Origin of the sequence: Rhodopseudomonas sp. G2_2311, assembly GCF_047501505.1 — a bacterium.
GTDB lineage: Bacteria > Pseudomonadota > Alphaproteobacteria > Rhizobiales > Xanthobacteraceae > Rhodopseudomonas > Rhodopseudomonas palustris_H.
The window spans coordinates 38,288-52,243 of record NZ_JAZDRK010000026.1 but is presented as its reverse complement, the minus strand read 5'-3'; the positions used below and the strand labels follow the sequence as shown (position 1 = coordinate 52,243).

Sequence of the window (13,956 nt, the reverse complement as noted above, 5' to 3'; positions counted from 1 at the left end):
TCGTCACCGCCTGCGGCCGGATCTGCATGCATCGCAAGAAGATCAACATCTCAACCGTGATGGCCGGTCAGCGGCTCGGCATCAAGGAAGTCGACGACGGCATTTGGCTGGTCAGCTTCATGCAATATGATCTGGGATACATCGACCTGGAACAGAAAACCTTGCAGACCATCGACAACCCGTTCGGCACGAGGTTGTCACCCATGTCTTAGGAACGTTCTGTCACCGATGTCTCAGGTCCGGACAGGGCCGAAATGGCGGAGAGAGAGGGATTCGAACCCTCGATACAGTTTCCCGTATACACGCGTTCCAGGCGTGCGCCTTCAACCACTCGGCCACCTCTCCGGGTGCCCTCTCATGACCGCGCCGCGCGGATTTGGCAAGCGGTTGCGCCAACCGGCGGCGGATTTCACGTCAAATATTGCCGGAAATGGCCCTGACCAGATGGCCGACGACCGCCCGAGCGAGGCCCGCCGGTTCGGTTGACCGGCGGCGGTGACGGCCGGATCCGCCTCGCCCCTCGGGCGGACGCCCCACGCGCTCCCCTATTGGAGCACAGCGCCGCCGACGGCCCGGGGCGTGCGACGCGACCAGCCGCCTGCCATCATGATCGAGGACGGCTGCGCCGGGGGCGCCAGCGGAATCGGTCCGGCGCTGCGGTTGGCGGCGTGCGCGCCTTCCAGCGAGGTGACGAAATCCGAGAACCAGCGGCGGATGCTGTTGTCGCGCAGCTTGGCCATCATCGCCTCCCAGCGCAGCCGCCGCTCGGTCAGCGGCATCGCCAGCGCGGTGGCGATCACGCGCGACATTCCGTCGATGTCGTGCGGGTTCACCTGCAGGGCCGTATCGAGTTCGTTGGCGGCGCCGGCGAATTTCGACAGCACCAGCACGCCGGGATCGATCGGGTTCTGCGCGGCGACGTATTCCTTGGCCACCAGGTTCATGCCGTCCTGCAGCGGCGTGACCAGTCCGACATGAGCCGAGCGATAGAGGCCAGCCAGCACGCTCTGGCGATACCCTTTGTTGAGATAGCGGATCGGGGTCCAGTCGACCTCGCCGAGCCGGCCGTTGACGTCGCTGACCAGCTTGGCGAGATCGCCCTGCAGATTGCCATAGGCCTCGATCGTGCCGCGGGACGGAGTCGCGATCTGCAGCAGCGACACCGCCCGCTGTAACGCAGGCCGGTCGCTCAGCATCTTGTCGAACGCTTTGACGCGGTTGATCAGCCCCTTCGAGTAGTCGAGACGATCGACACCAATCACCAGCTTCTCGCCGTGCAGGCTCTTGCGGAGGCGGGAGACTTCTGGGTGAGTCATCGCCTTCTGCGCCTGGGTGGCGAATGCGTCGGCGTCGATGCTGATCGCGAACACGTCGCAGCGCGTGGTGCCGTGTGCGGTTGTCACAACGCCGCCTGTTACCTTCAGGCCGAGCTCGGAGGCGACATAGCCGAGGAAATTGCCGCGATCTTCTTCGGTTTGGAACCCGATCAGATCGTACGCCAGCATCGCCTCGATCAGTTCGCGGTGATGCGGCACGCAGCCGATGGTCGCCCGCGACGGCCACGGCGTATGCAGAAAGAACCCGATCGGATGCTGGACGCCGAGCTGGCGCAGTTCCGCGCCGAGCGCGAGGAAGTGGTAATCCTGGATCCAGAACGCCGCGTCCGGCTTGCGAAAGCGCAGCAGCGCCCGCGCCATGAAGGCGTTCACTTCGCGGTAGGATCGATAATCATCATGGGAAACCCGGATCAGATCCGGGCGGGAGTGCAGCGCCGGCCACAACGCCGAATTGGCAAAGCCTTCGTAGTAACCGCCGTAATGCGCGGCGGGCAGATCGAGCATCGCCAGAGCGCCAGTGCCGAGCGGCTCGATCTCGGCGAAAGGTTCGCGATGAACACCATCACGAACCCGACCGCTGGAGCCGACCCAGATCGCTCCGGATTTTTCCACCACCGGCAGCAGCGCTGCTGCCAACCCTCCCGTCATCGGCTCGTTTCCCGACGCTCGGGCAACTCGGTTCGAAACCACGACCAGGTTCACGTTTCCCTCCGACTCCCCAACTGTCTGGTGCGTCTATGCGACGCTGCGGAGATTAACATCCATTCATCGTGATCGTTCCATGGCAAGTCTGGAACTTTTCTGAGAACTAAGCGTTTTACGATGTTTTTTGGTCCGGAACCGTACTCAACGCGCGAACTAACTGCTCGGTTCGAGCAGACGTGCGAGCCAATTGCGCACATCTCGCGGCTCGTCGAAGTGACCCGCGGTGAGTTCGCTGTGACGTCCGACTGAAAATGCGAGGCCGTCGAGTTCCGGCATGATTGCGAATACCGTCTCGTCGGTGACGTCATCACCAATGAAAATCGGCCGGCGGCCTTTGAATGGCGCGTATTTCATCAGTTCCAGCACGCCGGTTGCCTTGGTGAAGCCTGAATGTTTGATCTCGCACACAGCCTTGCCAGGCAGCACTTCGAGCGGCGCATCGGGATTCTCAGCGCGAATCGCCGCAACTGATTCGTAGATCGCTTTCTCAGTGTGCGGTGCGAGACGATAATGCAGCGCCAATGAGTAGCCCTTGTCCTCCAACAAGATACCAGGACTGATCCGCGCAATCGCAGCGAGCCGGCTCTTGAGTTCCGGATCGAGCGGCGGTGCTTGCGTCGCCACCGCGTCGCCATTGCCCGACAGTCGCATTTCCGCACCATGACCGCCGACCGCCGGCAGTCGCATCGGCGCGAAAATCAAGTCGATGTCGTTGATCGAGCGGCCACTGACCAAAGCCAACGCCCCCGACGTTCTGGCGAGCAGATTTTTCAGCGTCTGCTCCAGTTCCGGCGGCACCCAGACTTCGCGCGGTGTCGGCGCCAGGTCCAGTAGCGTACCGTCGATATCGAGCAACAACGCACACTTATCGAGATGCGGGACCAAGGCGCCCGGAACCGGAACCTGATCCGAGGTGGCCGGCTTGGACGGTTGTTCGATCTTCGTCGTCATCAAGTATCCTCTGTAGCGGCCAGCGGCCGCGCAACCTGTTCGAGGGAGCGGCGCTCAGCCGCGATAGCATAGCGCCAGCCGATGACGGCTGCGCCCATCATCAGCACAGAACCGAACAAATAGCCGGCGAATACGCTGGCGCGCGAACCTGTGTCGATCAGCGCACCAAATAGCGCCGGCCCCGCGACGCCGCCGATGCCGGTGCCGATCGCGTAGAAAATTGCGATCGCCAGCGCACGGACTTCGAGCGGAAACGTCTCGCTGACGGTGAGATAGGCGGCACTCGCCGCCGGCGAGGCGAAGAAGAAGATCACCATCCAGGCAATCGTCTGGCTCTGCGCGCTGAGTGCGCCGATCGAAAACAGATAGCCTGACACGGCGAGCAGAATCGCCGACACGCCGTAAGTGAAGCCGATCATGGTGCGGCGGCCGAGCGTATCGAACAGCCGGCCGAGCAACAGCGGCCCGAGGAAGTTACCTGCCGCGAATGGCAGGATGTACCAGCCGACGTGATTGGCCGAGATGCCGAAGAAGTCGGTCAGGATCAGCGCGTAGGTGAAGAAGATCGCGTTGTAGAAAAACGCCTGCGCGGCCATCAGCACCAGCCCAACCAGCGAACGCTGCCGATAGGTCGAAAACAGCGTCCGCGCGACTTCGAGGATCGGCGTGTGCGTGCGCATCCGTAGCCTGATAGTCGGCAGCACGCGCGGCCGATCGGGTGCGTGGCGTGCATGCCGTTCGATATCGGCAACGATCGCTTCGGCGCGTTCGGGCTGACCGTGGATCATCAGCCAGCGCGGACTCTCCGGAATCCACCAGCGCATCGCGAACACCACGAGGCCGATGATCGCGCCAGTGAGATAAGCCAGCCGCCAGCCATAATCGGGATCGATCACCACAGGGTCGAGCAGCACGATGGCACAGACCGCGCCGATTGCAGCGCCGATCCAGAAGCTGCCGTTGATCACCAGATCGGTCCAGCCGCGATAGCGCGCCGGCACCAGCTCCTGGATGGTGGAATTGATCGCGGTGTATTCGCCGCCGATGCCGGCACCGGTGAGAAACCGGAACAGCGCGTAGCTCATCACGTCCCACGATGTCGCCGTCGCCGCGGTTGCGGCGAGGTACAAAGCCAGCGTGATGAAGAACAGCTTCTTGCGTCCGATCCGGTCGGTCAGCCAGCCGAACCCGATCGCGCCGATCACCGCACCGGCCAGATAAGCGCTGTTGGCCAGCCCGATATCGAGATTGGAGAAGCGCAGGCTCGGGCTGTCCTTGAGCGCGCCCGCCAGTGCTCCGGCGAGCGTGACTTCGAGACCGTCGAGGATCCAGGTGATTCCAAGCGCGCCGACCACCCGGGTATGAAAGCCGCTCCAGAGCAGACCATCGAGCCGGGCCGGGATATCGGTGTCGATCACCCGGCCGTCGGCGGTCGCCAGGACCGGAGCCTGCGGCGGCTCGTTGATCGCGGCACTGACGCTGTCGGCCATACACTCCCACTCCGGCTGCGGTGTGCCACGCCGCCAGCGCCGAACGTGGCGATCCACCGGCAAGCGATGGACCGATTTGCTCCGGGTCAACGGGAGAGCGCCGGATCGGTTCCAATGCACGCGCCGAACCTGCGGCGGCCTGCCGCAAGTTCAGGAGGCTGCGCGGAATGGAAGCGATCAGGCAGCGCGGATGTTCGCCATGAATCGGTCGAGTTCGGTGCGCAGCCGAGCACTTTCGGACGACAGGCTGCGCGCGGATTGCAGCACCTGGGCGGAGGCCGCCCCGGTTTCGGCGGCGCCGCGATTGACCTCGGCGATATTGCCGGCGACGCGCTGGGTTCCCTGGGCCACGCCCTGAACGCTGCTGGCGATCTCCCGCGTCGCGGCGTCCTGCTGAGTGACGGCGCTGGCGATCGACGCGGAGATCGTCGAGATCTCGGCGATCGTGCTGCCGATCTTCTGGATCGACGTCACCGAATCGCGGGTCGCTTCCTGCATCTCGGCGACCTGCGAGGAAATCTCGTCGGTCGCCTTCGCGGTTTGGGTGGCGAGCGACTTCACTTCGGCCGCCACGACCGCGAAACCACGCCCGGCTTCGCCGGCCCGCGCGGCTTCGATGGTCGCATTGAGGGCCAACAGATTGGTCTGCTCGGCGATCGTGGTGATCAGCTGCATCACCTCGCCGATCTGCTGCGCCGCCTGCGTCAGCTTGCCGATGCGGTCGTCGGTCTCGTGCGCCTGCGCCACCGCCGCTTCGGCGATCGCGCTCGACTGTCCGACCCGGCGACCGATCTCGCCGACTGAGGCCGACAGCTCTTCGGTCGCCGAAGCCACCGCCTGCATGCCGGACGACGCCTGCTGGGAATCGCCGGCGACCTGGCCGGAGAGTGACTGGGTGGTTTCGGCGGTGCGGGTCAGCGTCGCCGCGGCGCTTTCGAGCTGGGCTGCAGCATCGGAAACATGCGCCACGATCGCTCCGACAGCGCTTTCGAATTCACTGGCAAAGCCGATCAGTTCGGCACGGCGGGCTTCGCGGCCCGCCTCCGCCTCGCGCTCGCGGGCAATCGCGTCCTGCTCGGCCTTGCGGCCCGCCTGAACTTTGAATTCCTCCACTGCGGCCGCCATCTCGCCGATTTCGTCGCGGCGGCCGAGCCCCGGCAGCACCACGTTGAAGTCGCCGCCGGCGAGCCGGCGCATCGCCGCGCACATCGCCTGCATCGGACGCGATATGCCGCGGCCGAGCAGCACCGCCAGCACCGCACCAAGCAGGAAGCCGCCGATACCGAGCATCGCCACCATCCGTTCGGTAGTGGTGACGGTTGCGTCGGACTCCCGCTCGAGCCGCTGCTGATCGGCGAGCAGGTCGGCCTTGATCGCTTCGGCAGCGCGGATGATCTCCGCGGCGGAGCCGACCATGGTGGCGCCCTTGGCGTCGATCGCCTTGGCGTTGTCGGAGAGCTTGACCAACGCCTGGCGGTACTCGCCCAGCATGGTAAAGATCTCATTCACGGCTGCGGCGATCTCGCCGTCGGCCTTGACGATGTTCAGCGAGTTTTCGACGAATTTCAGCCGCGCCAGCGCGTTGTCGGCGACCGGAATGCTGGAATTGATCGTGAACGTATTCGCCAGCGTCATTGCGCCGGCATATTGCTCGGCGGCGCGCTTGGCGCCGAGTTCGGCGCTGGAATCTTCACGGTCGCTGGCCGCGCTCACCAGATCGTCGAATTTATAGCGCAGGTTCAGGCCGCCGCGGGTCACCCCGTTCTGAATTACCAGGGCGCTATCGGTCTTCAGCGCGACGATGTCGGCGAACAGTTTGGTGAAGGTGGAGAACTCAGTGGAGAGACGGGTCAGCGCCTCGCGCTGCGCCGGTTTGGTCGCGCCCTGCAGCGACGCGGCGATGGCGTCTTTGAGACGGGCTTCGGCGGCCAGCGCCGCTTTGGCATCGTCTTCCTTGCCGGTCAGCACGTAGTAGCGCGCACGCGCCTCATAGCCGACCATCTCGCGATCGATGTTGCGGGCAAGATCCGACTGCCGAACGCCGTCGCGGTAGGCGACGACACCGTCCGAAACTCGTTCGAACCCGAGGTAGGCCAGCCCCATGCTGATGGCGGTAATACCGAGCACCACCGCGAAGCCCAGCGTCACCTTGCCACGAAAGCGCAAAGCCGGCAGCGCAAAGGATTGATCCCGCGCTCCGGCGGCTGTCGTACCACTCACTTGATTACCTCGTCGAAAGCGCCCTACCCCGGAACCGTACCGGGTACTCCGAAACTACGCGGCATTGTCTAAGGCTGCGTAAATCGAGGCCCGAGGCTCAAGACATCGACTTTAGTTCAACGGGGTCGAAGTACTCACTTGGTGATTTCCCGAGGACTCGCCGGAACATCGCCGAGAAAGCGCTCGGACTATCATAGCCGCAGGCCAGCGCCACGTTCAGGATCGATTGTCCTTCGGCGAGCAACGACAAGGCGTGCAACAAGCGCGCCTGCTGCCGCCAGCGCAGAAAGCTCATCCCCGTCTCGCGCTGAAACAACCGCATGAAGCTTGCCCGGCTCATATGCAGCGCACCGGCGGCTTGTTCGAGTGACACAGCAGCAGCAGGCTCGTCGCGGATCTGCTCACAAAACCGAGCGAGCTGTACATGCTGAGGCCGCGGAAGACTGAGCGGCTCGACCGGCAGACTTGCGAGTTCCATCAGCAGGAGCTGAGTGACAACGTCCCTGAGTTCCACGCGCCCGGGCGCCTCCGCAACGGCGACAAGCCGCAGGATCAATTCGCGCAGCAAGGGCGTCACTTCGATTGCGGTGCAGACGACCGGCAGTCCCGCAACCTCCGCCGGGTCGATCAGCAGCGAGCGGAACTGGACGGCCGAATGACTTCTGGTGTCGTGTTCGACACCGGCCGGCACCCACACGGCGCGGCTCGGCGGCACAACCCAGGTGCCATCGGCGGTGGTGACCGAGACGACGCCGGTGATGGCGTAGATCAGCTGCGCCTGCGGATGGGAATGACGGCGGCTGGAGAAGCGCGGCGCATCCTGGCTGACGACGGCAACATGATCGGTGACCGCCTGCGCGCGCATCGTCCACCTGATCCTTTCGCGACGATCATTGATCTTTCCGCGCGAGATTATCACAAGTGTCTTGATTTAAGTAAGGGGACAGTCCCACAGAGGTCCGTGGATACCCCCGTGTTCTCGATCGCTCCTATCGTCCCCAGCCTTGCCCGACCGCCTTACGCGGTGTCGGCGGCTGTCGAGACGTGCGGTCCGAGCACCCGCGCCCTCCCGGCTCACCACGACCAGCTTCTGTCCGTTGCGCTTCGACTTACTGGCGGTCGCCGGGACTGACGGCAGCCTGGCGGCCGTATCCAGCCGTGCCCGCTTTGACCTTTCCTCCGCGCGCAACGGATATCGATCATGTTGAAGAATCCCGAAACCAAATACCGCCCCTTTGTCACGCCGGTCGGCCTGCCGGACCGGCAATGGCCGTCCCGTCGTTTGACGTCGGCGCCGCGCTGGCTGTCCACCGACCTGCGCGACGGCAATCAGTCGCTGGCCAATCCCATGGGGGTCGAGCGCAAGCAGCGCTTCTACGACATGCTGATCGCGATCGGCTTCAAGGAGATCGAGGTGGCGTTTCCGTCGGCCTCGCAGACCGAATTCGATTTCGTCCGCAGCCTGATCAGCGACGACCGGATTCCCGACGACGTCACGATCCAGGTTCTCACCCAATCGCGCACCGACCTGATCGCCCGGACCTTCGAGTCGCTGGAGGGGGCGCAGCGCGCGATCGTGCACCTGTACAATGCCACAGCGCCGCTGTTCCGGCGCGTGGTGTTCGGCATGGAGCGGCGCGACGTCGTCGATCTGGCGATCACTGGCGTCACGGCGATGCTCGATGAGAGCCTGAAACGCACCGGCACCGACTGGACCTTCGAGTATTCGCCCGAAACCTTCTGCTTCACCGAGCCGGACTTTGCGTTGGAGATCTGCGAGCGCGTGCTCGACGTCTGGCAGCCGACCCCGGAGCGCCCGGCGATCCTGAACCTGCCGGCGACCGTCGAAGTCGCGATGCCGAACGTCTATGCCGACCAGATCGAGTGGTTCTGCCGCCATATCTCGCGGCGGGATTCCGTGGTCATCAGCCTGCATCCGCATAACGACCGGGGCACCGGGGTTGCGGCCGCCGAGCTGGGCCTGCTCGCCGGGGCGGATCGGGTCGAGGGCTGCCTTTTCGGGAATGGGGAGCGCACCGGCAACGTCGATCTCGTGACCTTGGCGCTGAACCTCTACACCCAGGGGATCGATCCCGGGTTGTCGTTCCCGGCGATGCGCGAGGTGGTGAATACAGTCGAGCACTGCACCGAACTGCCGGTCCATCCGCGGCATCCCTACGCCGGCGAGCTGGTGCATACGGCCTTTTCCGGCTCGCATCAGGACGCCATCCGCAAGGGCTTCGCGGCGCATGCGCAGCGCAATGACGGTCTGTGGGAGATGCCGTATCTGCCGATCGATCCGGCCGACATCGGCGAGACCTACGAGGCCGTCATCCGGGTCAATTCGCAATCCGGCAAGGGCGGCGTCGCCTGGGTGCTGGAGCAGGACAAGGGATTGAAGCTGCCGAAGCGGATGCAGGCGGATTTCAGCACGCACGTCCAGAAACTGGCGGACGATCTCGGCCGCGAGCTGAATACCTCGGACATCTGGCAGTGCTTTGCCGGCTGCTATTTGCAGCGCCCGACCGACCGGTTCGTGCTGGTGGACTACGAAGAGACTGGACCGGTAGGACGACGGACCTTCGTCGGCCATATCGCGATCGATGGCGAGGTCCGTTCGCTGTCGGGCCGCGGCAACGGCCTGATCTCCGGCGTGGTGGCGGCGCTGCAAGACGCCGGCGGGCCGGTGCTCGACGTCGCGGACTACCAGGAGCACGCGATCGGCTCCGGTGCCTCAGCCCAGGCCGCTGCCTATGTCGAATGCCGCACCTCCGATGGCCGCACGGTGTTCGGCACAGGGATCGATCCGGACGTCGCCACAGCTTCGGTGCGTGCGCTTTTGCACGCGGCTAACAACGCCTGATTAACTGCGCCTAAGCTCACATGCACCGGCTGAAATCTCAGCCGGTGCATCGCACAGTTCCTTTCGCTGCACCGCAACGTAAGCCGTCCAGACTCGAAGTTCCTGTTCCAGCTAACAGCAAGCTGCCGCCACCGGGTCCATCCGGCATGGCGACCGACCGCTTAGTTTGCTGCGGTCACCAAACCGTCACCGATGGTTGACGCTCGCGCCACTCCGAGCAGCGAAAATCCCAGTTGCAAAGTCCGGCTGCCGCGCTTCTAATTGGAACAATTAAAAATTCATCGGGAGGACTGACGCGTGTCCAAAGTCTCAATGACCGTCAACGGCAAGCTCGTGACGGCGGATGTCGAGGATCGAACGCTCCTCGTGCATCTGCTGCGCGATCACCTCGGCCTGACCGGCACCCATGTCGGCTGCGATACCAGCCAGTGCGGCTGCTGCGTGGTGCATATCGACGGCCGTGCAGTGAAGTCGTGCACGACGCTGGTCGGCCAGGTCGACGGCGCCAACATCACCACCATCGAAGGCATCTCCAAAGGCGACGAACTGCATCCGATGCAGGCGGCGTTCCGCGACAATCACGGTTTGCAGTGCGGTTACTGCACGCCCGGCATGATCATGTCGGCGATCGACATCGTCCACCGCTACGGCGGCAATCTCGACGAAGAGACCGTGCGCCACGAGCTCGAAGGCAACATCTGCCGGTGCACCGGCTATCATAACATCGTCAAGTCGGTGCTCGACGCCGCCTCCCGCATGAATGTGGCGCAGGCCGCCGAATAGGCCGCCTGCCCGCCTGCCGTTTCGTCGCCGACCACACGTTCGAATGATGGCTGCGACCCGCGACGTTCCGAATCCGCGCGGCCAAAGCAGTCGAAGGGAGAGAATTGCACATGGGCATCGAGGGTATCGGCGCGCGCGTCGCGCGCAAAGAAGACCGCCGCTTCATCACCGGCCGCGGCCGCTATGTCGACGACATCAAGCTGCAGGGCATGACCTACGCGCATTTCGTGCGAAGCCCGCACGCCCACGCCAAGATCACCGGCATCGAGCTCGACGCCGCTAAGGCGATGCCGGGCGTGATCGACGTGCTCACCGGCCAGCAGATCGTCGACGACAAGGTCGGCAACCTGATCTGCGGCTGGGCGATCCACTCCAAGGATGGCTCGGCGATGAAGATGGGCGCGTGGCCGGCGATGGCGCCGGAGACGGTGCGCTTCGTCGGCCAGGCAGTCGCGGTGGTGATCGCCGAAAGCAAGAACCTCGCCCGCGACGCCGCCGAGGCCGTGGTGGTGCATTACGAAGAACTGCCCGCGGTCGCCAACATCAAGGCGGCGATTGCCGATGGTGCAGCGCAGCTTCACCCCGAAGCCCCGGGCAACATCGTGTACGACTGGGAGATCGGCGACCAGAAGGCGACCGACGAAGCGTTCAGCAAGGCCGCCAACGTCGTCTCGATCGAGCTCACCAACAACCGGCTGGTGCCGAACGCGATGGAGCCGCGCGCGGCGGTCGCCGAGTACAATCCGGCCGAAGAGCACTTCACGCTCTACACCACCTCGCAGAACCCGCATGTCGCGCGCCTGGTGCTGTCGGCGTTCTACAACATCGCTCCCGAGCACAAGCTGCGGGTGGTGGCGCCCGATGTCGGCGGCGGCTTCGGCTCCAAGATCTTCATCTATCCGGAAGAGATGGTGGCGCTGTGGGCCTCGAAGAAGACCGGCCGCCCGGTGAAGTGGACCGGTGACCGCAACGAAGCCTTCGTCACCGACGCGCACGGCCGCGATCATCTGTCGAAAGCCGAGATGGCGTTCGATGCCGACAACAAGATGCTCGGCCTGCGGGTGAAGACCTACGCCAATTTCGGCGCCTACATGTCGCTGTTCTCATCGTCGGTGCCGACGTATCTGTACGCGACGCTGCTGAGCGGCCAGTACAACATCCCGGCGATCTACACCGAAGTGGTGGGCGTCTACACCAACACCACGCCGGTCGACGCCTATCGCGGCGCCGGGCGGCCCGAAGCGTGCTACCTGCTGGAACGTCTGGTCGAGACCGCGGCGCGGCAGCTCAAGGTCGATCCGGCCGAACTGCGGCGCAAGAACTTCATCACCCAGTTCCCGCATCAGACCCCGGTGATCATGGCGTACGACACCGGCGACTTCAACGCGTCGCTCGATGCGGCGCTGAAGGCGATCGACTACGCCGGCTTCGCAGGCCGCAAGGCCAAGGCCAAGAGCGAAGGCAAGCTGCGCGGCATCGGCCTGTCCTGCTACATCGAGGCCTGCGGCATCGCGCCGTCGAAGGCGGTCGGCTCGCTCGGCGCCGGCGTCGGCCTGTGGGAGTCGGCCGAAGTCCGCGTCAACCCGGTCGGCACCATCGAGATCCTGACCGGCTCGCACAGCCACGGCCAGGGCCACGAGACCACCTTCGCGCAGCTCGTCGCGGACCGTCTCGGCATCCCGATCGGCCAGGTGTCGATCGTGCACGGCGACACCGACAAGGTGCAGTTCGGCATGGGCACCTACGGGTCGCGCTCGGCCGCGGTCGGCATGTCGGCGATCTTCAAGGCGATGGAGAAGGTCGAAGCCAAGGCCAAGAAGATCGCGGCACATCAGCTCGAAGCCTCCGAGAACGACATCGTCATCGAGAACGGCGAGTTCAAAGTCACCGGCACCGACAAGGCGATCGCGCTGCCGATGGTCGCGCTCGCCGCCTACACCGCGCACAACCTGCCGGACGGCATGGAGCCGGGCCTGAAGGAAAGTGCGTTCTACGATCCGACCAACTTCACCTTCCCGGCCGGCTCCTACATCTGCGAAGTCGAGGTCGATCCTGGCACCGGCAAGACCTCGTTCGTCAACTTCGTCGCGGTCGACGACTTCGGCAGGCTGATCAACCCGATGATCGTCGAGGGCCAGGTGCATGGCGGCCTGGTGCAGGGCATCGGCCAGGCGATCCTGGAGAACGCGATCTACGACGACAGCGGCCAGCTCGTGACCGCGTCGTTCATGGACTACGCGATGCCGCGCGCCGACGACGTGCCGTCGTTCCAGATCTCGCACACCACGACGCTGTGTCCGGGCAATCCGCTCGGCGTCAAGGGCTGCGGCGAGGCCGGCGCGATCGGCGCATCCGCGGCGGTGATCAACGCCATCACCGACGCGATCGGCAACAACCGGCTGGAAATGCCGGCGACGCCCGACCGGGTGTGGCACGCGATGCAACTGCAACAGGCGGCGGAGTGACGATGGTCGTCATTGCGAGCACCCGGATCCGCGCGTCGCGCGGTCCGGGCACAGGCTCCGCGAAGCAATCCAGATCTACGCAATAAGCTGGATTGCTTCGTCGGCTTCGCCTCCTCGCAATGACGGAGAGGTTTGCGATCAAACAACCAATTGATCTCTGTCAGGAGATACCCATGTATTCCACCAACTATCACCGTGCCTCTTCGGTCGACGAAGCCGTGGCGCTGATCGCCAAGGGCAGCGACGCCAAATTCCTTGCCGGCGGCCACACGCTGCTGCCGGTGATGAAGCAGCGGCTCGCGGCACCGGGCGATCTCGTCGACATCGCCAAGATCCCGGCGCTGATCGGGATCGAGGCCAGCGGCGACACGCTGACCATCAAGGCGGCGACCACCTATTACGACATCATGCATAATGCCGACGTGAAGCGGCTGATCCCGGCGATCGCGCATCTCACCTCGGTGCTGGGCGATCCGGCGGTGCGCTATCGCGGCACCATCGGCGGTTCGGTCGCCACCAACGATCCGGCCGCGGACTATCCGGCCGCGATCCTGGCGCTGAACGCCACGGTGAAGACCAACAAGCGCGAGATCCCGGCCGATCAGTTCTTCAAGGGGCTGTTCATGACGGCGCTCGAGGACAACGAGATGATCACCGCGATCTCGTTCCCGGTGCCGGAGAAGGCCGGCTACGCCAAGATGCGCAATCCGGCGTCGCGCTTCGCGCTGACCGGCGTGTTCGTCGCCAAGCTGAAGAGCGGCGAGATCCGCGCCGCCGCGACCGGCGCCTCGCAGGACGGCGTGATGCGGGTACCGGTGATCGAAGACGCGCTGAAGGCGAATTGGTCGGCGTCGGCGCTCGACGGCATCAAGGTCTCCGACGATGGTCTGATCGAGGACATCCACGGCACCTCCGACTACCGGGCCAACCTGATCAAGGTGATGGCACAGCGCGCGGTCCAGGCCGCAGGCTGACTAATTCCACTCCACGGCAAGCGGCGCGCTGGTGGCGCGCCGCTTTGTTTTTGTGCGGTGCCGCAGCATGGCGGCATGCGGCGCTGGGACGAAAAGTCACTTGCCCGGAGCACACCGGGCATGATGATTGATCCTGACAACAACCGCTCCGCGCCGCGCGCGGACAAC

10 protein-coding genes, 1 tRNA gene and 1 pseudogene are annotated in these 13,956 nt (G+C 64.6%); 6 read left to right on the top strand and 6 right to left on the bottom strand.

Going from position 1 to position 13,956, the window contains the following annotated elements; genetic code table 11:
- Positions 1-212: pseudogene (locus tag VRZ08_RS22790) on the top strand (IS481 family transposase); the annotation flags it as partial.
- A 43-nt stretch (positions 213-255) separates the two neighbouring features.
- On the opposite strand, the gene VRZ08_RS22785 reads toward VRZ08_RS22790, so the two are convergent.
- Positions 256-345 (bottom strand) — tRNA-Ser (locus VRZ08_RS22785).
- Positions 346-357: 12 nt separating this feature from the next.
- Here VRZ08_RS22785 and VRZ08_RS22780 point away from each other — a divergent pair.
- Positions 358-486 (top strand): hypothetical protein, encoded by a 129-nt coding sequence (locus tag VRZ08_RS22780; protein WP_414533990.1) that lies wholly within the window; start codon positions 358-360, stop codon positions 484-486.
- A 59-nt stretch (positions 487-545) separates the two neighbouring features.
- On the opposite strand, the gene otsA is transcribed toward VRZ08_RS22780, so the two are convergent.
- From otsA to VRZ08_RS22755, 5 genes are all read right to left on the bottom strand, one after another.
- The gene (otsA, locus tag VRZ08_RS22775) at positions 546-2,039 is read right to left on the bottom strand and encodes an alpha,alpha-trehalose-phosphate synthase (UDP-forming) (protein WP_414533989.1); all 1,494 of its coding nucleotides are present in this window, start codon (positions 2,037-2,039) and stop codon (positions 546-548) included.
- Between the two features lie 156 nt (positions 2,040-2,195).
- On the bottom strand, positions 2,196-2,993 hold the full coding sequence (gene otsB, locus VRZ08_RS22770; protein ID WP_263989892.1) for a trehalose-phosphatase: 798 nt from the start codon (positions 2,991-2,993) through the stop codon (positions 2,196-2,198).
- Positions 2,993-4,483, bottom strand: coding sequence for an MFS transporter (locus VRZ08_RS22765; protein WP_414533988.1), 1,491 nt, complete (start codon positions 4,481-4,483; stop codon positions 2,993-2,995). Before VRZ08_RS22765 ends, otsB begins: the two co-directional genes overlap by 1 nt.
- Positions 4,484-4,660: 177 nt before the next feature.
- The gene (locus VRZ08_RS22760; RefSeq protein ID WP_414533987.1) at positions 4,661-6,703 is read right to left on the bottom strand and encodes a methyl-accepting chemotaxis protein; all 2,043 of its coding nucleotides are present in this window, start codon (positions 6,701-6,703) and stop codon (positions 4,661-4,663) included.
- 97 nt (positions 6,704-6,800) lie between these two features.
- Positions 6,801-7,568 carry an AraC family transcriptional regulator gene (locus tag VRZ08_RS22755; protein WP_414533986.1) on the bottom strand — a complete coding sequence of 256 codons (768 nt, stop codon included), beginning with the start codon at positions 7,566-7,568 and terminating at the stop codon, positions 6,801-6,803.
- Positions 7,569-7,904: 336 nt separating this feature from the next.
- On the opposite strand from VRZ08_RS22755, the gene leuA reads away from it, so the two are divergent.
- From leuA to VRZ08_RS22735, 4 genes are all read left to right on the top strand, one after another.
- Positions 7,905-9,566: a 2-isopropylmalate synthase gene (leuA, locus tag VRZ08_RS22750; protein WP_414533985.1), complete on the top strand. Its 1,662-nt coding sequence runs from the start codon at positions 7,905-7,907 to the stop codon at positions 9,564-9,566.
- A 297-nt stretch (positions 9,567-9,863) separates the two neighbouring features.
- Complete coding sequence (locus VRZ08_RS22745) at positions 9,864-10,349, top strand: (2Fe-2S)-binding protein (RefSeq protein ID WP_012497796.1); 486 nt, start codon at positions 9,864-9,866, stop codon at positions 10,347-10,349.
- Between the two features lie 110 nt (positions 10,350-10,459).
- On the top strand, positions 10,460-12,814 hold the full coding sequence (locus tag VRZ08_RS22740) for a xanthine dehydrogenase family protein molybdopterin-binding subunit (RefSeq protein ID WP_107357135.1): 2,355 nt from the start codon (positions 10,460-10,462) through the stop codon (positions 12,812-12,814).
- Positions 12,815-12,987: 173 nt separating this feature from the next.
- Entirely contained in the window at positions 12,988-13,788 is an 801-nt protein-coding gene (locus tag VRZ08_RS22735) for an FAD binding domain-containing protein (RefSeq protein ID WP_114356765.1), read from the top strand.
- Positions 13,789-13,956 lie beyond the last annotated feature (168 nt).